At 62.8% G+C, this 19,055-nt stretch carries 19 protein-coding genes; 8 read left to right on the forward strand and 11 right to left on the reverse strand.

Annotated elements, in window-relative coordinates:
• Positions 1-91 precede the first annotated feature (91 nt).
• The gene (locus tag K3557_RS10110; protein WP_134829695.1) at positions 92-1,102 is read left to right on the forward strand and encodes a hypothetical protein; all 1,011 of its coding nucleotides are present in this window, start codon (positions 92-94) and stop codon (positions 1,100-1,102) included.
• Positions 1,103-1,313: 211 nt separating this feature from the next.
• On the opposite strand, the gene K3557_RS10115 is transcribed toward K3557_RS10110, so the two are convergent.
• From K3557_RS10115 to K3557_RS10135, 5 genes are all read right to left on the reverse strand, one after another.
• The gene (locus tag K3557_RS10115) at positions 1,314-2,636 is read right to left on the reverse strand and encodes an SPOR domain-containing protein (RefSeq protein WP_259999490.1); all 1,323 of its coding nucleotides are present in this window, start codon (positions 2,634-2,636) and stop codon (positions 1,314-1,316) included.
• 184 nt (positions 2,637-2,820) lie between these two features.
• The gene (gene upp, locus K3557_RS10120) at positions 2,821-3,453 is read right to left on the reverse strand and encodes a uracil phosphoribosyltransferase (RefSeq protein WP_027259330.1); all 633 of its coding nucleotides are present in this window, start codon (positions 3,451-3,453) and stop codon (positions 2,821-2,823) included.
• 90 nt (positions 3,454-3,543) lie between these two features.
• The gene (locus tag K3557_RS10125) at positions 3,544-4,755 is read right to left on the reverse strand and encodes a phosphopentomutase (protein WP_259999492.1); all 1,212 of its coding nucleotides are present in this window, start codon (positions 4,753-4,755) and stop codon (positions 3,544-3,546) included.
• A complete protein-coding gene (locus tag K3557_RS10130; RefSeq protein ID WP_259999494.1) occupies positions 4,755-6,059 on the reverse strand; it encodes a thymidine phosphorylase in 1,305 nt (434 codons plus the stop codon). The genes K3557_RS10125 and K3557_RS10130 overlap by 1 nt, the downstream gene beginning before the upstream one ends.
• The gene (locus K3557_RS10135; RefSeq protein WP_259984878.1) at positions 6,059-6,451 is read right to left on the reverse strand and encodes a cytidine deaminase; all 393 of its coding nucleotides are present in this window, start codon (positions 6,449-6,451) and stop codon (positions 6,059-6,061) included. The genes K3557_RS10130 and K3557_RS10135 overlap by 1 nt, the downstream gene beginning before the upstream one ends.
• A 103-nt stretch (positions 6,452-6,554) precedes the next feature.
• Here K3557_RS10135 and K3557_RS10140 point away from each other — a divergent pair, with 103 nt between their 5' ends.
• The 3 genes from K3557_RS10140 to K3557_RS10150 all read left to right on the forward strand — a co-directional run bounded on the left by K3557_RS10140 (position 6,555) and on the right by K3557_RS10150 (position 9,754).
• Positions 6,555-6,959 carry a hypothetical protein gene (locus tag K3557_RS10140; RefSeq protein WP_259999496.1) on the forward strand — a complete coding sequence of 135 codons (405 nt, stop codon included), beginning with the start codon at positions 6,555-6,557 and terminating at the stop codon, positions 6,957-6,959.
• Positions 6,960-7,016: 57 nt separating this feature from the next.
• Positions 7,017-9,290, forward strand: coding sequence for an NADP-dependent malic enzyme (locus K3557_RS10145; protein ID WP_259999497.1), 2,274 nt, complete (start codon positions 7,017-7,019; stop codon positions 9,288-9,290).
• A gap of 62 nt (positions 9,291-9,352) precedes the next feature.
• The gene (locus K3557_RS10150; protein ID WP_259984884.1) at positions 9,353-9,754 is read left to right on the forward strand and encodes a GFA family protein; all 402 of its coding nucleotides are present in this window, start codon (positions 9,353-9,355) and stop codon (positions 9,752-9,754) included.
• A gap of 96 nt (positions 9,755-9,850) precedes the next feature.
• On the opposite strand, the gene prpE is transcribed toward K3557_RS10150, so the two are convergent.
• Positions 9,851-11,740 carry a propionate-CoA ligase PrpE gene (prpE, locus tag K3557_RS10155; RefSeq protein ID WP_259984886.1) on the reverse strand — a complete coding sequence of 630 codons (1,890 nt, stop codon included), beginning with the start codon at positions 11,738-11,740 and terminating at the stop codon, positions 9,851-9,853.
• Positions 11,741-11,882: 142 nt separating this feature from the next.
• On the opposite strand from prpE, the gene K3557_RS10160 reads away from it, so the two are divergent.
• Both K3557_RS10160 and K3557_RS10165 read left to right on the forward strand, forming a co-directional pair.
• Positions 11,883-12,080 carry a hypothetical protein gene (locus K3557_RS10160; protein WP_259993698.1) on the forward strand — a complete coding sequence of 66 codons (198 nt, stop codon included), beginning with the start codon at positions 11,883-11,885 and terminating at the stop codon, positions 12,078-12,080.
• Positions 12,081-12,272: 192 nt separating this feature from the next.
• Positions 12,273-13,718: an amidase family protein gene (locus K3557_RS10165; protein WP_259993699.1), complete on the forward strand. Its 1,446-nt coding sequence runs from the start codon at positions 12,273-12,275 to the stop codon at positions 13,716-13,718.
• A gap of 8 nt (positions 13,719-13,726) precedes the next feature.
• On the opposite strand, the gene K3557_RS10170 is transcribed toward K3557_RS10165, so the two are convergent.
• Both K3557_RS10170 and K3557_RS10175 read right to left on the reverse strand, forming a co-directional pair.
• Complete coding sequence (locus tag K3557_RS10170) at positions 13,727-13,861, reverse strand: hypothetical protein (RefSeq protein WP_259984892.1); 135 nt, start codon at positions 13,859-13,861, stop codon at positions 13,727-13,729.
• Between the two features lie 299 nt (positions 13,862-14,160).
• A complete protein-coding gene (locus K3557_RS10175) occupies positions 14,161-14,922 on the reverse strand; it encodes an NAD kinase (RefSeq protein WP_259984894.1) in 762 nt (253 codons plus the stop codon).
• A 168-nt stretch (positions 14,923-15,090) separates the two neighbouring features.
• On the opposite strand from K3557_RS10175, the gene glyA reads away from it, so the two are divergent.
• Both glyA and K3557_RS10185 read left to right on the forward strand, forming a co-directional pair.
• Positions 15,091-16,386, forward strand: a complete 1,296-nt coding sequence (gene glyA / locus K3557_RS10180; protein WP_259993700.1) for a serine hydroxymethyltransferase — start codon at positions 15,091-15,093, stop codon at positions 16,384-16,386.
• 121 nt (positions 16,387-16,507) lie between these two features.
• Entirely contained in the window at positions 16,508-17,218 is a 711-nt protein-coding gene (locus K3557_RS10185; RefSeq protein ID WP_259993701.1) for a class I SAM-dependent methyltransferase, read from the forward strand.
• A 66-nt stretch (positions 17,219-17,284) separates the two neighbouring features.
• Here K3557_RS10185 and K3557_RS10190 read toward each other — a convergent pair whose 3' ends face one another.
• The 3 genes from K3557_RS10190 to K3557_RS10200 all read right to left on the reverse strand — a co-directional run bounded on the left by K3557_RS10190 (position 17,285) and on the right by K3557_RS10200 (position 19,008).
• Positions 17,285-17,572: a hypothetical protein gene (locus K3557_RS10190; RefSeq protein WP_129370559.1), complete on the reverse strand. Its 288-nt coding sequence runs from the start codon at positions 17,570-17,572 to the stop codon at positions 17,285-17,287.
• Between the two features lie 71 nt (positions 17,573-17,643).
• Positions 17,644-18,321 carry a PspA/IM30 family protein gene (locus tag K3557_RS10195; protein WP_259993702.1) on the reverse strand — a complete coding sequence of 226 codons (678 nt, stop codon included), beginning with the start codon at positions 18,319-18,321 and terminating at the stop codon, positions 17,644-17,646.
• Between the two features lie 90 nt (positions 18,322-18,411).
• Positions 18,412-19,008, reverse strand: coding sequence for a TetR/AcrR family transcriptional regulator (locus tag K3557_RS10200; RefSeq protein ID WP_259993703.1), 597 nt, complete (start codon positions 19,006-19,008; stop codon positions 18,412-18,414).
• Positions 19,009-19,055: the final 47 nt, after the last annotated feature.

Raw genomic sequence — 19,055 nt, forward strand, 5'->3', positions numbered from 1 at the left:
ACAGCATCCGGGGGCAGCAAAGCAATTTGCTGCCCCTGTTTTATGTGATTATTCTGGCGGCAACGATAAGAACGGGGGCCGGGCTGGCTGCATGACGGCATTGAGGGAATTTGAGCGGCTAGAGGCTGCGGGCTTGTGGCGCGCGGACCGGGAGGCGCAGCGGCGGGATGTGATCATCTCGCTGGGCGATGCGACGCTGACCATCGCAAGCATGAATGACCTGCCGCTGGCCCACTGGTCGCTGGCAGCGGTCGAGCGCGCCAACCCCGGAGCGTTCCCGGCCCTGTTCCACCCCGATGGCGACCCCGGCGAGACGCTGGAGCTGGGTCAGGACGAGACCGCCATGCTGGAGGCGATAGCCCGGGTGCAGAACGCCATCGGCCGCTCCCGCGCGCGGCCCGGGCGGCTGCGGGCTGTCAGTATCCTGGGCACCTTTGCGCTGGTGCTGGCGCTGCTGGTTTTGTGGCTGCCTGGTGCTGTCACCCGGCATGCTGTCAGCGTGGTTCCTGACATCAAGCGCAAGGCCATCGGCCAAGCCTTGCTAGGCCGGATTGAGCGGGTCTCGGGACCGGCCTGCGCGACGCCCGAAGCCGCTCCGATCCTGAGGGATCTGGCGGCGCGCACCGGGGTGCGGCAGCTGGCGGTGCTTCGCTCAGGCATTCCCGGCAGCCTGCATCTGCCTGGCGGCATCGTGCTGCTGAACCGGTCGTTTGTTGAGGATTTCGAGGATCCGGCAGTTGCGGCCGGCGCCATCCTGGCGGAACGCGCCCGGGCTGAGGCCAGCGACCCGATGTTCGAACTGCTGGAGGCCGGCGGTGTCATGGCCGCCTTCAAACTGCTGACCACGGGCGAGCTGGACCGCGCTGCCCTGGATGCCTATTCCGAGGCCACCCTGGCCAGTCCGCGCCCGGCACTGCCGGATCAGGTGCTGCTGGCCGAGTTCGCCCGCGCAGCGCTGCCCTCATCGCCTTATGCCTACGCGCTGGACATCACCGGCGAGACGGTGCTGGGGCTGATCGAGGCGGACCCGATGGCAGGCCGCGACCAGAAGCCGCTGCTGAATGACCGCGACTGGGTTCAACTGCAGAACATCTGCGGCTAGACGCCCGGTTTGGGGTCCCGGCGCGATACGGGCAGCGCAGTTGTTCAAACAGAAACTGGAGCAGCTGCAGCACTAAAGACAAAGCCCGCCCCTGATGCTGTCAGGAACGGGCTGTTATGCGCTCATTGGTGCATTCCGCCTTCGGGCCACAGGGGGTGCCAGCCGTCATTGCAGAGGCCGGGACAGGCACTGCCCCGCCCCTGCCCCGATGTTATTTACTGATCCGAGCGCCGGTGAAACCAGCATTGCGGGCCTTAGCCAAGGCTGCGGCGGCTTGGTCATCGGCTAGAAACGGGCCCGCCAGAACCACCTTGTAGGGCTGTCCCTTGCGGCTGACCGCGCCAAGGCGCACCGGCAGTCCGGCAGCGGCAAGCCGCTGTGCTGCGGCCTTGGCCTGACCAGCGTCGGCATAGGTTGCGGCGCGAATATACCGCCGCGGTGCGGCCCGCTGCGGCACCGCCGCATCCGGTGCCGAGCGGGAGGATAGGCGCAGGCCCGACGGCTTCGCTTCGGCCGGGCTGCGGCGCACATTGCGCGGCAGTGTCAGCGTGGCACGATCCAATGGCAGCTGCACCAGGCGGCGCGGCACCCCATTGGTCCAGATCTGCGCCATCTGCGCGTCGCCCTCGGGCGTGCGCACCCCGCGCATCGCATTCAGGCGGCCATCCTCACGTTCCACTGTCAGATAGCCGGCCGGGGCCTGGGCAAAACCGGTCACCACTGCCGGACGCACGGTACGCACCGCACGCTGCGGGTTCAGCCGCCCGTCGGTCCAGACCGGGCGATAGCCTTCGGGCACCGTGAAACTGTTGCTGAGGCGGCGGTCCTGGTAGATGTGCGTCTGCACCACACGTGTATTCGGGGTGAGGCGCAGAGAGGACTGCGCGCCGCTGTCCTGCCCGCCGTAGGTCACCGGCGAAACAGTTTGCGGGCCGCAGCGCGCACCGGTGGCATTGGAGTACTGGCGGCTGATATCAGATAGCCCGGCGCAAGCACCGCTGCCCGCAGGCTGCACTGCTGCCGGAGCAGGCGCTGCCGGGGCTGGTGCCGGGGCCGGTGCTGGCTTGGGCGTCACACGCACGACCCTTTTGACTGCCGGTTTCGGCAATGGCGCCGGAGCGGCTGCAGGCCGGGCGCTGGTGGATTGCGGCGTGCGGCGCGGTTTGGCCGTGGTGACAACCTTGGGGGCCGCGGCGCCCGCATTCGATTGCGCCGGTTGCTGGCCCGGGTCAAGGGTGATCAGTTCCGGTGCCGGGGCTGCCTGCTGCGTCCGCGTGGCGCCCGCCAGCTTGGTTGGTGCATAGCCGCAGATCTGCTTGCGCGAGCGGGAAACCCGCGGCACCCAGGTGACATTGCCGTCAATGCCAGCACGGATGTAGACGCAGCCGCGGCTGTCCACATATTGCTTGCCCGTGTAGGAGGCAGGCGGAAATTCGGCGGGCGGGCTGGTTTCACGCAGGGTTTGCGCCTGTATACCTGCTGCCCCGGTTGTCCCCGCGATGATGGCCAGTGCAATAATTCTAGTTATTTTCATTCCTGAGCCCCACAAAATATGGCTGCAGGATGCCTGAATCCGGCCTGTGAGTAAAGATTCTGCGGCAACAATAAGGCCGCACGGCGGCAATTTTTGCGCAAATTGGAACTTGTTTTTCTGCCGCGGGCGGCAGTCGGGCATTCCGGCCAAGGCAATCAGGGGCGCCCTGGCCGGTGCGTTCAGATCATTTAGTGCCGAACATCCGGTCGCCGGCATCGCCCAGACCGGGCAGAATGTAGCCCTTCTCGTTCAACTGGCGGTCCAGCGAGGCGGTGACGATCGGCACATCCGGGTGCGCTTCCTTCATCCGCGCAACACCCTCGGGCGAGGCCAGCAGGCAAAGGAAGCGGATGTTGTTGGCGCCGGCCTCCTTCAGCAGATCAATGGCCGCAGCTGAGCTGTTGCCGGTGGCCAGCATCGGGTCCACCGCGATCACCAGCCGGTCTTCCAGCGCTTCGGGTGCCTTGAAGTAATATTGCACCGGCTCAAGAGTTTCCTCGTCCCGGTAAAGGCCGACAAAGCCGACACGGGCCGAGGGGATCAGCTCCAGCACCCCGTCCAGCATACCGTTGCCCGCGCGCAGGATCGACACCAGCGCCAGTTTCTTGCCGGCCAGGATCGGCGCGTCCATTTCCTCCATCGGGGTTTCGATGTTGGTTGTGGTCAGCTCCATTTCGCGGGTGATTTCATACGCCAGGAGCTGGGTAATCTCGCGCAGCAGGCGGCGGAAGCCGGCCGTGGATGTGCCCTTGTCCCGCATCAGGGTCAGCTTGTGCTGCACAAGCGGGTGATCAACAACGGTCAGGTGGTCGGTCATGGGGCACTCCTATGGTCTGTTAGCGGCGGTTCTGTTTGCAGCGCTTTTACGGGCCTGGCCGCGGCTGGCAAGCGGGTTTTGACCATAAAGTCAAAGAAAGCTCTTGCCAGGCCCCTGGGCCGGGACGTTCAAATGGGCCGCAATAGAGGCGCCCACGTCGGCGAATTTGACCTGCCCGACTGGGCCGGCGTCAAGCCCTGCGACCAGAACCGGCACCTGTTCGCGGGTGTGGTCACTGCCGGGCCAGCTGGGATCATTGCCGTGATCAGCGGTGAGCACGAGCATGTCACCCGGGCGCAGCTTTGCCAGCAGCCGGCCCAGTTCCGCGTCGAACCACTCCAGTGCACGCGCATAACCTGCGATATCGCGGGTGTGGCCGTACATGCTGTCGAACTCAACAAAGTTTGCAAATGTCAGGCTGCCCTCCTCTGCCATCTCCACTGCATCAAAAAGATGCTGCATCAGCTTGGCATCAGAGCCTTTTTCCAATGTATCAATGCCGGACATAGAGAAGATATCACCGATCTTGCCGATGGCATGGACCTTGCCGCCGGCGTCCTGCACCCAGTTGGTCAGCACAGGTGCCGGCGGGGTGATCGCATAGTCGCGGCGATTGGTTGTGCGGGTGAACCCGTCCTCTGCCGAGCCAAGGAAAGGCCGCGCAATTACCCGTCCCACCTTCATCGCGTGCAGGCGCGGAGCGATGGATTTGCACAAGGCCAGCAGGCGGTCGAGGCCAAATGTTTCTTCATGCGCGGCGATTTGAAAGACACTGTCGGCAGAAGTGTAGCAAATCGGCTTGCCGGTCCGCATGTGTTCGGCGCCAAGATCGTTTAGGATCACCGTGCCGGAGGCGTGGCAATTGCCGAGGATGCCATCGGTGCCGGCCTGCTCCGCCACAAAGGCCGTCAGGTCTTCGGGGAAGGACGGCGCTTGATCGGGGAAGTAATGCCAGCCCCAGGGCACCGGCAGGCCCGCCAGCTCCCAATGACCTGACGGCGTGTCCTTGCCGCGGCTGAGTTCGCGGGCACAGCCCCAACGCCCTTGCGGCTCCGCGTCCAGTCCCGGAAACGGCACCGAGGACGCCAGCCGCATCGCTGCGCCAAGACCAAGGCGTTCCATGCTGGGTACGTGCAGCGGGCCGCTTCTGCCCGCCTCGGCCTCACCTGCAGCACAGGCCTGGGTGATATGGGCCAATGTGTTGGCGCCGAGATCCGGCAGATCGCCGTTGAAGAACGTCCCGGCGTCCGGCGCGCCGCCGATACCGGCGGAATCCATCACAATCAGGAAGGCACGGGGCATCAGGAGATCCTTTCGTGAACCAGCGGCGGCAGCGCATCCGGCGCATCGCCGATGGCAATGGCGGCCAAGAGGGAAGCCTCGGCCATATCTGCCGCATCATCGCTGGCCGCGTGAATGCGGGCCAGGATATCCCCTGCCCCGACCTGCTGCCCCAGGCGGGCAATGTCAGAGATGCCAACGCCGGGATGGATTTTGTCGCTCTCCACCATGCGGCCGCCGCCAAGCCTGACAACTGCCAGGCCCAGGGCTTCGCCGTTCATCGCTGAGACATAACCGGCGATTGGCGCTTTCACATCACGCACGACCTCTGCGCCCGGCAGATGATCCTGCCATTTGGCCGCGAAATCCGCAGGGCCGCCCATGGCGGCAATCATACGGGCAAACCGCTCTGCCGCGCGGCCATCGGCAAGGGTTGCGGTGATCTTTGCCGCGCCATCCCCTGCATCGGCAGCCAATCCGGCATGGGCCAGCAGATCGCCGCCCAGAACCGCGGAAATCTCGGCCAGGGGGCCAGCCGCCTGCCCTGTCAGAACCCGCATCACCTCGGCCACCTCCAGCGCATTGCCAAGGGCGGGCGCCAGCGGCTGGTTCATGTCGGTGATCAGCGCCGAAGTGCGGCAGCCGGCGGCATTGGCGGTATCGCACAGCGACTGCGCCAGCGCACGGGCGTCATCGGCGGTTTTCATAAAGGCGCCGGAACCGATTTTCACATCCAGCACCAGCGCATCCGGGCTGGCGGCGAGTTTTTTGGACAGGATCGAGGCGGTGATCAGGTCGAGGCTGTCCACCGTCGCGGTCACATCCCGGATCGCATAAAGCCGCTTATCCGCAGGTGCGATGCGCGCAGTGGCGCCGGCAATGGCGCAGCCCATGTCCTGCATCATGTGGCGCAGGTGGTCTTCGCTGACGCTGATGGAAACACCGGGGATCGATTCCAGCTTGTCCAAAGTACCGCCGGTGTGGCCCAAGCCGCGGCCCGAAATCATCGGCACATAGGCGCCGCAAGCCGCCAGCGCAGGCGCCAGAAGCAGCGAGACACAGTCCCCCACCCCGCCGGTGGAGTGTTTGTCCAGAACCGGCCCGTCCAGATCCCATGTCAGCACATCACCGGTGTCGCGCATCGCCAGCGTCAGGGCGCGGCGGCCCTCGACGCTGAGGCCCTGCAAGCAGACCGCCATGGCAAAGGCGCCGGCCTGCGCGTCCGAGACCGCGCCGCTGGCCAGCCCTTCGGCAAACCAGCGCAGTGCGTCTTCGCCCGGTGTTTCACCGCGCCGGAGCGTTGCATTGATGGCGCGGGCGTCCATCAGCTGCGCTCCATATGGTCCGCGTCAAAAGCGCCCGGCAGCAGATCGCCGATTGTGGTGTCCTTCTCGGCGCCGTCAGTGGTTGCCAGGGTCACTTTCACCTCGCCTGTGCCAAACTCTTTGAGCTTCTGACGGCAGCCGCCGCAGGGCGGGATCGGAGTGGGGCAGTCGGCGATCACATAGACCTCTGCCAGTTCTTTCTCGCCTGCGGCCACCATGGCGGCGATGGCGCCGGCCTCGGCGCAGGTGCCCTCCGGGTAGGCGACGTTTTCAACATTGCAGCCAACGTAGATCTGGCCGCTGGACGAGCGGATTGCAGCGCCAACCTTGAAATTGGAGTACGGCGCGTGGGCGTTTTCGCGGACGGCGGTTGCGGCGGCTTTGAGGCTCATGGGTGTTTCCCCGGTTTTTGATCATCTGGTCAGAATGTCGCAGCCTAGCTGATATGCCCCGCAGAGCGAAAGCCCTGCTCTGCAGTTCACGTGGTATCCCAGCGTGAAGCTGAACAAGCAAAAGCAATCCACGTTCAGCAGTTTCACGTCGTTTCAGGGGCCGGCCAGGCGGCGGGCCTTCGTAAAACCAACTAAGATCTTCAGTCAGAATACAGGGGGCGCCAAGGAAGTCTTTGGTTTTCTTGCAGCCCGCAGGAAACCCGGCGGCTGGAAAAACCCGCAATTCGCAGATCATCCGCCGTTTGATTATGCCCGTTTTCTTCCCCAAGGCTTTGGCAACGAACATTACACCAGTGACCAGCTCCAGCCTGCGCAGGCAAAATCCGGCAACTGTGCGCCTCGATTTTATTCCCTTTTCATTTGCCGCCAATGGCGTCCGCAAGGCAGAATTCATGCAAGAAACCGCCGCTTGCCAGCACTGGCGTTCATTTGCGTCAGTTTGGACTAGGTTTCCGGCAAGAAAAATGGTTTAACACTAAACAATACTGATATTCAGGAGCGCCAGATGTCCGATTCACAGAACTTGCGCCAAGCCGCGCTCAACTATCACGAGTTTCCGCGGCCCGGTAAGCTGGAGATCCGCGCGACCAAACCGATGGCCAACGGGCGCGATCTGGCACGCGCCTATTCGCCCGGTGTGGCAGAGGCCTGCACCGAGATCAAAGCGGACGCCGCCAATGCGGCGCGCTATACCTCACGCGGGAATCTGGTGGCGGTTGTGTCGAACGGTTCAGCGGTTCTGGGGCTGGGCAACATCGGCGCGCTGGCCTCGAAACCGGTGATGGAAGGCAAGGCGGTCCTGTTCAAGAACTTCGCGGGCATCGATTGTTTTGACATCGAAGTGAATGAGAGCGATCCGGAAAAGCTGGCGGATATCGTCTGCTCGCTGGAGCCGACGTTCGGCGCGATCAACCTCGAAGACATCAAGGCGCCGGACTGTTTTATCGTCGAGAAGATCTGCCGTGAGCGGATGGGCATTCCGGTGTTTCATGACGACCAGCACGGCACCGCAATTGTTGTGGGGGCGGCTGCCAAGAACGCCCTGCATGTGGCGGGAAAGTCGTTTGAAGACATCAAGATCGTCTCCACCGGCGGCGGCGCGGCGGGGATTGCCTGTCTCAACATGCTGGTGAAGCTGGGGGTGAAGCGCGAGAATATCTGGCTCTGCGACATTCACGGCCTGGTCTATGAAGGCCGCGAGGAGGACATGAACCCGCAGAAGGCGGCCTTTGCCCAGGCGTCGGACCTGCGCGCGCTGGACGAGGTGATGGACGGCGCGGATCTGTTCCTTGGCCTGTCCGGCCCCAATGTGCTGAAGCCCGAAATGGTGGCAAAGATGGCGGACCGCCCGATCATCTTTGCGCTGGCAAACCCGACGCCGGAAATCATGCCGGAGGCCGCGCGCCAGGTGGCTCCGGAGGCGATCATTGCCACGGGCCGCAGCGATTTCCCCAATCAGGTCAACAACGTGCTGTGCTTTCCCTTCATCTTCCGCGGCGCGCTGGATGTAGGGGCAACCGAGATCAACGACCAGATGCAGATCGCCTGCGTTGACGGCATTGCCGAACTGGCCCGCGCCACAACCAGCGCTGAAGCCGCGGCTGCCTACAAGGGGGAGCAGCTGAATTTCGGCGCCGACTACCTGATCCCGAAACCGTTTGATCCGCGCCTGGTGGCGGTGGTGTCCTCGGCCGTTGCCAAGGCGGCAATGGACAGCGGCGTGGCGACCCGGCCGATTGAGGACATTGAGGCCTATAAGCAGAAGCTGAACCAGACAGTCTTTAAGTCCGCCCTGCTGATGCGCCCGGTGTTCGAGGCCGCCCGCGCCGCTGCCCGCCGGATTGTCTTTGCCGAGGGCGAAGACGATCGGGTGCTGCGCGCCGCCCAGGCGATCCTGGAAGAGACAACCGAGACCCCGATCCTGATCGGCCGCCCGGAAGTGATTGAGCGCCGCTGCGAACGGCTGGGGCTGGATGTGCGGCCGGGGCGCGATTTTCAGCTGGTAAACCCGGAAAACGACCCGCGCTATTACGATTACTGGAACAGCTATCACAAAGTGATGCAGCGGCGCGGGGTGACGCCGGATCTTGCCAAGGCGATCATGCGCACCAACACCACCGCAATTGGCGCCATCATGGTGCACAGGGGCGAGGCCGACAGCCTGATCTGCGGCACCTTTGGTGAATACCGCTGGCACATGAACTATGTCGAACAGGTTCTGGGCGGCAACAGTTATGCGCCGCACGGGGCGTTGTCGCTGATGATCCTGGAAGACGGGCCGCTGTTCATTGCCGACACCCATGTGCGGATCGAGCCGACGCCGGAACAGATTGCAGAAACCGTGATCGGCGCCGCCCGCCACGTGCGCCGCTTCGGCCTGGAGCCGAAGATTGCGCTGTGTTCGCAATCGCAGTTCGGCAATATCGCTTGCGACACCGGCAGCCGCCTGCGCGCCGCGCTGGAGATCCTGGACGAAAGCCACCGGGATTTTGCCTATGAGGGCGAGATGAACATCGACAGCGCGCTGGATCCTGAGCTGCGCGAACGGATTTTCCCCAATTCGCGGCTGGAGGGCGCGGCCAATGTGCTGATCTTTGCCCATGCCGATGCGGCCTCAGGCGTGCGCAACATCCTGAAGATGCGGGCCGGCGGGCTGGAGGTCGGGCCGATCCTGATGGGCATGGGCAACCGCGCCCATATCGTTTCACCTTCGATCACCGCGCGCGGGTTATTGAACATGGCTGCCATTGCCGGCACCCCGGTGGCGCACTACGGTTAATCCTGCGGCTGGGAATTACCGCTGGCCGCCTATCCAGGGAAGCCAACAGCGAGGGACCAGCCATGAGAGGGCATTGCCACTGCGGCGCCGTGCATTGGGAGAGTGAGGCCGAGGCGGCCTGGAGCTGCTATTGCCACTGCGCCGATTGCCGCCGCAATTGCGCGGCACCTGTCACCGCATTTTTCGGACTGCCGCATGCGGCGGTCGCGTGGTCCGGTGCAGAGCCGCAGATCTACAACTCCTCTGACGGTGTCGAGCGGCTGTTCTGCGGCGCCTGCGGCACCCAGATGGCCTATCGCACCGCACGGGATGCGGTGAATATCCACATGTACACGGCGACTTTGGAATGCCCCGGGGAGATGCCGCCCAAGTTCCATGTCTTCCACTCTGACCATGTGAGCTGGCTGGAGCTGAAAGACAGGCTGCCCCGCTACGGCCGGAGCAGCGGCCAAGATCCGCGGTAGCCAGGCCGGGTTGACGGCCGGACATCAATGTTTCCTGCGCCGCCAGGAGATCGCGGGGATTTCCCAGCGGCTTCTATGCAGGGAACCGGCGTATGCTTAGCTGGCGTAACCGATGGTTTGCAACGCATCTTTGATTTCGTCCAGGACAGCCGGGTCGTCAATTGTGGCAGGCATCTTCCACGGGGTGCCATCCGCAATGTTCACCATGGTGCCGCGCAGGATCTTGCCGGAGCGGGTCTTGGGCAGCCGGTCCACCACGACCGCCAGTTTGAAGGCGGCAACCGGGCCGATCTTCTCGCGCACCCGCTTGACGACCTCGGCCACCACCTCGCCATGATCGCGGCCGGCGCCGGCGTTCAGGCAGAGGAAGCCAACAGGCATCTGGCCCTTAAGGCTGTCCGCCACGCCGATCACGGCGCATTCGGCGACATCCGGGTGGCCCGCCAGCACTTCCTCCATGCCGCCGGTGGAGAGACGATGCCCCGCCACGTTGATCACATCATCGGTGCGCGCCATGATATAGAGATAGCCGTCCTCGTCCTTCATGCCGGCATCGCCGGTCTCGTAATAGCCGGGAAAGGTCGTCAGGTAGCTTTTCTTGAACCGCTCTTCGGCGTTCCACAGGGTGGGCAGCGTGCCCGGCGGCAGCGGCAGCTTGACCGCAATTGCGCCCAGCTCGCCCGGTGCCACCGGATTGCCGGCCTCGTCCAGAATGTCGACCTCATAGCCGGGCATCGGCACCGCAGGCGAGCCAAGCTTGGTCGGCAGTTCTTCGATCCCCAGCGGATTGGCAGCAATCGACCAGCCGGTTTCGGTCTGCCACCAATGGTCCACCACCGGCACCTTCAGCTGATCCTGCGCCCAGGTGATGGTGTCAGGGTCGGCGCGCTCGCCGGCCAGGTAAACCTGCTGCAGGCAGCTGAGGTCATACTTCTTGACGAATTCGCCCTTGGGATCCTCGCGTTTCACCGCACGGAACGCAGTCGGTGCGGTGAAGAAGCTTTTGACCTTATGCTCCGAGATCACCCGCCAGAAGGTGCCGGCATCCGGCGTGCCCACCGGCTTGCCCTCAAACACGATGGTGGTGTTGCCGTGGATCAGCGGCCCGTAGCAGATATAGCTGTGGCCGACGACCCAGCCCACATCCGACGCCGCCCAGAACACATCGCCGGGATCGACGTTGTAGATATTCTTCATCGTCCAATTGAGCGCCACCAGCTGGCCCGCGGTGTGGCGGATCACGCCTTTGGGCTGGCCGGTGGTGCCGGAAGTGTAAAGGATATAGGAGGGGTGGTTGCCCTCGACGGGCACGCAGTCGGCGGGTTCCACACCGTATTGGAACCCATGCCAGTTCACGTCGCGGCCCGGGATCAGATCCGCCACTTCCTGTTCGCGCTGGAAGATCACGCAGAATTCCGGCTTGTGCTCCGACAGGTCGATGGCGCCATCCAGCAGCGGTTTGTAATGCACGGTGCGGCCCGGCTCAATCCCGCAGGAGGCGGCGATGATCGCCTTGGGCTTGGCGTCGTCAATCCGCACGGCAAGTTCATTGGAGGCAAAGCCGCCGAATACCACCGAATGCACGGCGCCAATACGGGCGCAGGCCAGCATCGCCTCCAGCGCTTCAGGGATCATCGGCATGTAGATGATGACCCGGTCGCCTTTTTCGATACCTTTCGCACGCAGCGCCCCGGCCAGCGTGGCGACCCGGTTGCGCAGCTCGACATAGGAGATTTCACGCTTGGTATGGGTGACCGGGCTGTCATAGATGATCGCGGTTTGTTCACCGCGGCCCTGTTCCACATGGCGGTCAACAGCGTTGTAGCAGGTGTTCACCTTGGCATCGGAAAACCATTCATAAAGGCCATCGCCCTTTTCAAACAGCGCTTGTTTCGGGGCTTCATCCCAGCTGATTGCCTGTGCGGCCTCCATCCAAAACCCTTCCGGGTCCCGTTTCCAACCGGCGTAAATGTCCTGATATCCCATGGTGTTCATCTCCTCCTGCTCTTTGCCTAGGCGAGAAAGCGGCAAACGGGCAAGTTTTGCTGCCGCAGCACGCAAGGTTGGTCAATAAATTTACAGGTTTCGAACAGGCAGACAGCCTGAATTCACAAAATTTACACATGGTTTGCGGTTTGCATCCAACCCGCTTTGCAAACAGGTCTTTGCCGCAGAATATTCAGGAAAACCCCGCCAGAATTGCAAATCTGCAAACTTTTTCGCCAGATATGGCGGCAGTGATCAGGGAATCACCCGCAGCGGCAAGACCCATGACAAAGAAAAGACATTCTGGCATTTGCCGCGCCTGCTCGCCGTGCACCGCTGATCCTTCCTTCCGCCAAGCATGATTTCGATCCGGCTTTGCCGCTTTCGACTGCGCTTATCGCGTCGCGCTGACAGACATATCTGACAGGTCCTGAACCTTGGTGGAGTTCTCGCAGAATTCCGGCCCTTTTCCGTCCGGTTTCCCTTGCAACTCAGCCCTGCCCTCCTAGGCTGCGGCCAGGGAGGCTTGAGCATGACAAAACCGGATCTATGGCGCCTGAGTGCAACGGAACTGACAAAACGGACACGCACCGGAGATCTTAGCGCGGAAGATGCCGTGCAAGCCTCCATTGACCGGATGAATGCGGTGAACCCGGCGCTGAATGCCGTGGTTGAAGACCTGAGCGCCGAGGCACTGGAGCGCGCCCGCGCGCTCGATACGGCACGCGCAGGCGGTGCTGTTCCCGGCCCGCTGCATGGCGTGCCGGTCACCATCAAGATCAACGTGGATCAGAAGGGCCATGCCACCTCCAACGGCGTCCCGGCGCTGAAGGATTTGATAGCGCCTGCAGATGCACCGGTGGTGGAAAACCTGCAAAAGGCCGGGGCGGTGGTGATCGGGCGGACAAATACGCCAGAGTTTTCTTTCCGGGCCGACACCGACAACCCGCTGCATGGCCGCACCTATAACCCTTGGGGGCGGCATATCTCGCCCGGCGGATCCTCTGGCGGCGCAGGGGCTGCCGTGATGGCGGGGATCGGCGCATTGGCGCATGGCAACGACATAGGCGGATCCTTGCGCTTTCCAGCAGCCGCCAATGGCGCGGTAACTGTGAAGCCTGGCCTGGGCCGGGTGCCGGCCTGGAACCCCAGCCAATCCGCCGAACGCGGGCTGCTGGCGCAGCTGATGTCAGTGCAAGGGCTGATTGCGCGCTCGGCAAAAGACCTGCATCTGTCGATGCCCTCCTTGATTGCCGCAGACCCGCGCGACCCCTTCCATGTGCCGGTGGCCTGGCGCGGTGAAGCGGTGAGCGGTCCGGTTAAGGTCGCATTCACCAAGAACACCCATGGCTATGACCTGCACCCCGAAGTCGAGGCCGCGCTGGATTTTGCCCGCTCGGCGCTGACCGACGCAGGCTATCTGGTTGAGGACGCGGAACCGCCCAATGTGTTCGAGGCCGGGCGCAACGGTTACCGCGCACTGATGGGCGAGGTCTATGCGCTAATGAAGGATGACGTGGACGCGGCAGGCTCCCAGACCGTACGCGATATCTTTGCCGTCTATTTCCAGGAGTTCCCGCCCTTTGCTGGCGATGAGCTGCTGCGAATGATGGCCAAGCGCACCCATTACGCGCGGCAATGGTCCCTGTTCATGGAAGAATACCCGCTGGTTCTGTCGCCGTTCCTGCCGCAGCCCTTTTTCAAGCCGGACCGCGACACCGAAGGTGCCGAAGGCGTGCATGAGGTGCTCGGCTGCGCAGTTTATTCCTATGCGATGAACTTCCTCGGCCTGCCTGCCGCCTCGGTCCCTGCGCGGCTGGCGCAGCTGCCGAACGGGCCGCAGCCCATCAACGTGCAGATCGCCGCCCGCCGCTGGCGTGAGGATCTGGCAGTGGACGCCTGCGCCGCGATTGAAGCCCGTGCAGGCCGCATGTGCCTGCCGCTGTGGGACCAGATACAGGCCGGCGGAAGCGCCTGATTTCACAGTCAGCCGGTGAACGGCAGCATCAGCGGGTCCCAAAGGTTCAAATTGGAGATCACCCCGAAGCAGTCCGGATGGGCGCAATGGCGGGAGTATACATCTTCACGCACCGCCTGTTCACGCCGGTTTTGCCAGTTCATGCCAGTTTTGCGAATGGTCCCGGGGAACGGGTTGAACCGCCCCCGGGGAACTTCCATACCGAGATCACTCACTACAAACAGCGGTCGCCGCGCCGCGTTCAGCGAACCTGGCGTTCTGGCGCAGGTTTCGTGGGCATGACCGGCAGGAAACTAAATAAACAGGAACGTACAAAACACGCCGGTACGGCACTGTGGCATTCTGCCCTTGGGCAATCACCACCCACATCCGCCTGTGGGTAAACCATCGCATATAATCGTTACCGGGATGTTCACAAATCCGTGAACTCTTCGTTAAACGGTTACGTAAACTGCTCGGATATAAGTCTTTCTTCCAGGCCATGACCCGGGTCGAACAGGATTTTATGGCGTATTTGCGGATCGGTGCGGATCTCAACCCAATCAATATCGGCCACAGAATTCGAATCCGCGTCAGCCATCACCGGACGTTTACCGGCCTCCAGCACATCAAAGCGCACCATTGCGTTGCTGGGCAAAAGCGCTCCGCGCCAGCGCCGCGGCCGGAAAGCGGCAATCGCCGTCAGCGCCAGCACATCCGCCCCGATCGGCAGGATCGGCCCATGGGCAGAATAATTATAAGCCGTGGAGCCCGCAGGGGTGGAGACCAAGGCGCCATCGCAGACCAGTTCCTTCATCCGCACGCGCCCGTCCACGGATACTCTGAGCCGCGCCGCCTGCGGTCCTGCCCGCAACAGAGACACTTCGTTGATGGCCAGCGCCTTATGCACCGCGCCGCGGCGGTCCATTGCGGTCATCGACAGCGGATTGATGATTTCCTGCACCGCTTCTTCAAGCCGCTCGATCAGCCCGTCTTCGCGGTACTCATTCATCAGAAAGCCAACGGTGCCGCGGTTCATCCCGTACACAGGCGCCGGGTGATCCACCATCGCAAGCAATGTGCGCAGCATGAAACCGTCGCCGCCCAGAGCCACAACAATACCGGCTTCGGCGGGCGGCACATGCCCGTACCTGTTACGCAGAGTGCCCAGGGCCTGCTGCGCAATATCGGCCTCACTGGCCAGAAAGGCGATTCTCAAACTCATGAAATCTGTTTCCGGTGTTAGGCATCTGGTTCCGAAACAATCACAGCTTTCCGGCAAAGACCATAGTTGCCGTTCTGTCGCAGGGAAATGTCGCTTTACAGGCTTCCTGCGCAAGGAAGTTTCCGATAGGAAATCCCTCAATTCTGATCCTTACTCAACGGAGCCACCATGACTGAAGCGACCCGTGACCCCGGCTTTTTCACCCAACCCCTCTCCGAGCGCGACCCTGAGCTTTATGCGTCGATCACCGCCGAGCTGGGCCGCCAGCGCGACGAGATCGAGCTGATCGCCTCCGAGAACATCGTCTCGGCGGCGGTGATGGAAGCGCAAGGCTCTGTGCTGACCAACAAATACGCCGAAGGCTATCCGGGACGCCGCTATTACGGCGGCTGCCAGTATGTCGACGTCGCTGAAAACCTGGCCATCGACCGTGCCAAGGAACTGTTCGGCTGCGAATTCGCCAACGTGCAGCCGAACTCCGGCAGCCAGGCGAACCAGGGCGTGTTCCAGGCGCTGATCCAGCCCGGCGACACCATTCTGGGCATGGATCTGGCCTCCGGCGGCCACCTGACCCATGGCGCGCGTCCGAACCAGTCCGGCAAGTGGTTCAACGCGGTGCATTACGGCGTGCGCGAAAGCGACAACCTGATCGACTACGACCAGATCCAGGCGCTGGCCACCGAGCACCAGCCAAAGCTGATCATCGCCGGCGGCTCCGCCATTCCGCGCCAGATCGACTTTGCCAAATTCCGTGAGATCGCGGACAGCGTCGGCGCCTATTTCATGGTCGACATGGCGCATATCGCGGGCCTGATCGCCGCCGGTGAGCACCCCTCGCCGTTCCCGCATGCGCATGTCGCCACCACCACCACGCATAAAACCCTGCGCGGCCCCCGCGGCGGCATGATCGTGACCAATGACGAGGCGATTGCCAAGAAGGTGAATTCGGCGATTTTCCCCGGCATCCAGGGCGGCCCGCTGATGCATGTGATCGCAGGCAAGGCGGCGGCCTTTGGCGAGGCGCTGAAGCCGGAGTTCAAGACCTACCAGAAGCAGGTGCGCGCCAACGCCGCGGCGCTAGCGGACCAGCTGATCAAGGGCGGCCTGGACATCGTCACCGGCGGCACCGACACCCATGTGATGCTGGTCGACCTGCGCCCCAAGGGCGTGACCGGCAACATCGCCGACAAGGCGCTGGGCCGCGCCCATATCACCACCAACAAGAACGGCATCCCGTTCGACCCGGAAAAGCCCACCGTGACGAGCGGTTTGCGTCTGGGCACCCCCGCAGGCACCACCCGCGGCTTCGGCGAGGGCGAGTTCCGCCAGATCGCCGACCTGATCATCGAGGTGATCGACGGGCTGGCGGCCAACGGTGAAGACGGCAATGCCGATGTGGAAGCCGCGGTGCGCGCCAAGGTCGCAGATCTCTGCGCCAGGTTCCCGCTGTATCCGAACCTGTAAGAGACTGAAGAACATAAAAAACCAAACGCCGCGGCTCAATTACCGCGGCGTTTCTTATTGACGGCACTTCTGTCAGCCACCACTACTCCCCTTTCGCGTATGCAGTATGGGAGAGCCTGTGATGGACAATGGATGGCAGGCCTCTGCTGACGCCTGGATCACACTGATGGGGGTAAGCGGCGACTTCAGCCGGCAACATGTTCTGGATCACCCGATGATGGACCGTGTGCGTCTCCGGCCAAGCCCGCGCATTCTCGACGTGGGGTGCGGCGAGGGCCGGTTTTGCCGGATGCTCGCGCCCTTCGCAGGAAACGTAACCGGCCTGGATCCGACAGATGCCCTCCTCCGGCATGCAGAAGCCCTGTCTGATCAGAGGTTTGTAAAAGGCACTGCAGAAGCTCTGCCATTTGAAGACGCCAGTTTCGACATCGTAGTCAGCTATTTGACACTGATCGACATCCCGGACACGAAACGTGCAATCGCCGAGATGACGCGGGTGCTGGCGCCGGGAGGTCATCTGCTGATTGCCAACCTCAACAGCTGGATCACAGCCTCGCAGTCCAAAGGCGGAGGCTGGACACGTGATCAGGAGGGCGCGGCGAACATGTGCATCGACTGCTATTTCGAGGAACACCACCATTGGGGCGAATGGAATGGGATGCGGATAAAGAACTGGCACCGGCCGCAGGCGTTCTACATGCAGGCATTGCTGAACGCAGGGCTGCAGCTGACCCATTTTGACGAACCCATGGCGACGGGCGGCGAGCGGGCGGACAGCTACAACCGGGCTCCCTATCTCTACCTGATGGAGTGGCAAAAGCCGGCTGGCTGAATACGGCGGCACGGCAAACGCCCGCCAATAGATGGCGGGCGCCGGGCCTGTTTCACTTAATGCGGATCAAAGATCCTGTTTCGCGTCCAGCAGCGCGTCTTCCAGCAGCTTTTCGTTGCGGGCATCTTCGATCTTGCGGATGCGGTCTTCGCTGGAGCGATGATCGAACCGGTACTTCACCACGTTGATCAAGCTGAGCGTCAGCAAGAGCACGCCCATGCCCCAATAGCCTTTGGTGGCAAGCGGCACTTCGGTGGAAAGCCACAGGGACACCCCCAGCATCGCATAGGCGATGGCCACGCCGGCAACGTTCAGGAGGATAATCAGTTTGTTGTCAGTGCTGTCGGTAAACATGTCTTTGCTCCAGTATTCAAAAATTTCTTTAGGTTGCCCAGCGGTCCGGGAGGTGCCTGGGCTGTGCCCGGTCAGTCTTTAACCTTCAGCCGGTTCAGCACATCAGCAGCGGTGCTGCGGCTGCGGGGGCCGAAACCGGCGTCTGCCAGATCATCGGCGATGGTGCTGCCCGCCAGCTCGCCGTCGATTTCGCGCAGGATCTCGCCCTGCTCGAACGGGTCATCGCGCTGCAGGACCTGGCTGATCAGCGCCTCGGCCTCTTCGGCCGGGCTGTCACCGCCGGTGTGGCGGCGCAGGCGGCGCTGGATGTCCTGCTCGCGCCGGGTAGCACGGGCAGCTATGGCGCCCTGTTTCAGATCGGTGATGCGGCGGCTGGCGGTTTCCACCGACTGGCGCAGCTGCAGGATACGGGCTTCCAGCCGGTCCAGGGTCTGGCGGCGGACTGTCAGCTCGTTCTCCATCTCGGCTACTGCCTGGGCCGCAGTTTGCGCCAGGTCCTCGCGCCCGCCTTCCAGCGCTTCACCGGCCCGGGCCATCAGGTCCCCTACGCGGGTTTGCAGGGTTTCGATCTGGCGCTGTTCGGCGCGCTGACGTTGGATCAGGCTGGCCAGGGTCAGCTTGGCCGCCTTCAGATTTCCTTCGGCCTCGCGGATCTTCTGGGTGATCAGCTCGATCGAATAGGTCTCCCGCAGCTGTCCTTCAGCCCGGGCATTGGCACCGGTGATCAGGGTCTTCAGAGTGGCGAACATCTCTTCCTCCATCTTGAACATCGTTCACAAGGGGAGTGATCGCACAATTTTGAACGCCGTTCAAGAATTATTTTGAACGATGTTCAAAAATTACTGTTTGCCGATTTGATTAAGAACCTGGGCTATCATCGTTTCGATCTGTTCCGGGGGCACCCCCGAAATGCGCCGTTCCAGCCCCAGCAGCACAATGCCATGAACAGACGAAAACAACGCCCGCACCATCAGGCCGGTTTCCTTTGCGCCCATCCCCGGGAACAGTTCCCCCACCGGGCGGGCGATATTGGCAAAGAGACCCTCCAGCGCGTCCAGATACCAGCCAGGCACCGGCCCCTCAGCGGTCATCTGCAGATCGAACAGCGCCCGCCACAGGTTGGTGTTGCCGATGGCAAAATGCAGGTAGGCGTTGCTCATCAGGATCAGGCGGGCAGTAGGAGGTTCCGCACCGGCATCCGCCACCGATGCCCTGACCGCAGCCCCCAGCCTGCGGAAGGTGCGCCCGTTCACCGCCATGATGATGGCGTTCAGATCATCGTAAGCGTTATAGATCGCCCCCAGCGCACAGCCCGCATCCTGGGCCAGGTCACGGGCGCGCAGCGCCCCTGCCCCGTCGCGGGCAATGCGGATCTCTGCCGCTTCCACCAGTTTTTCCCGCAGCGCCGCCTTGCGCGCTTCCACCTTGCCTGCCATGGCGCCCTGCCCCTTCTTGAACCGCGTTCAAAATACCGCAGGCAGCA

The organism is Leisingera sp. M523 (assembly GCF_025141335.1).
GTDB lineage: Bacteria > Pseudomonadota > Alphaproteobacteria > Rhodobacterales > Rhodobacteraceae > Leisingera.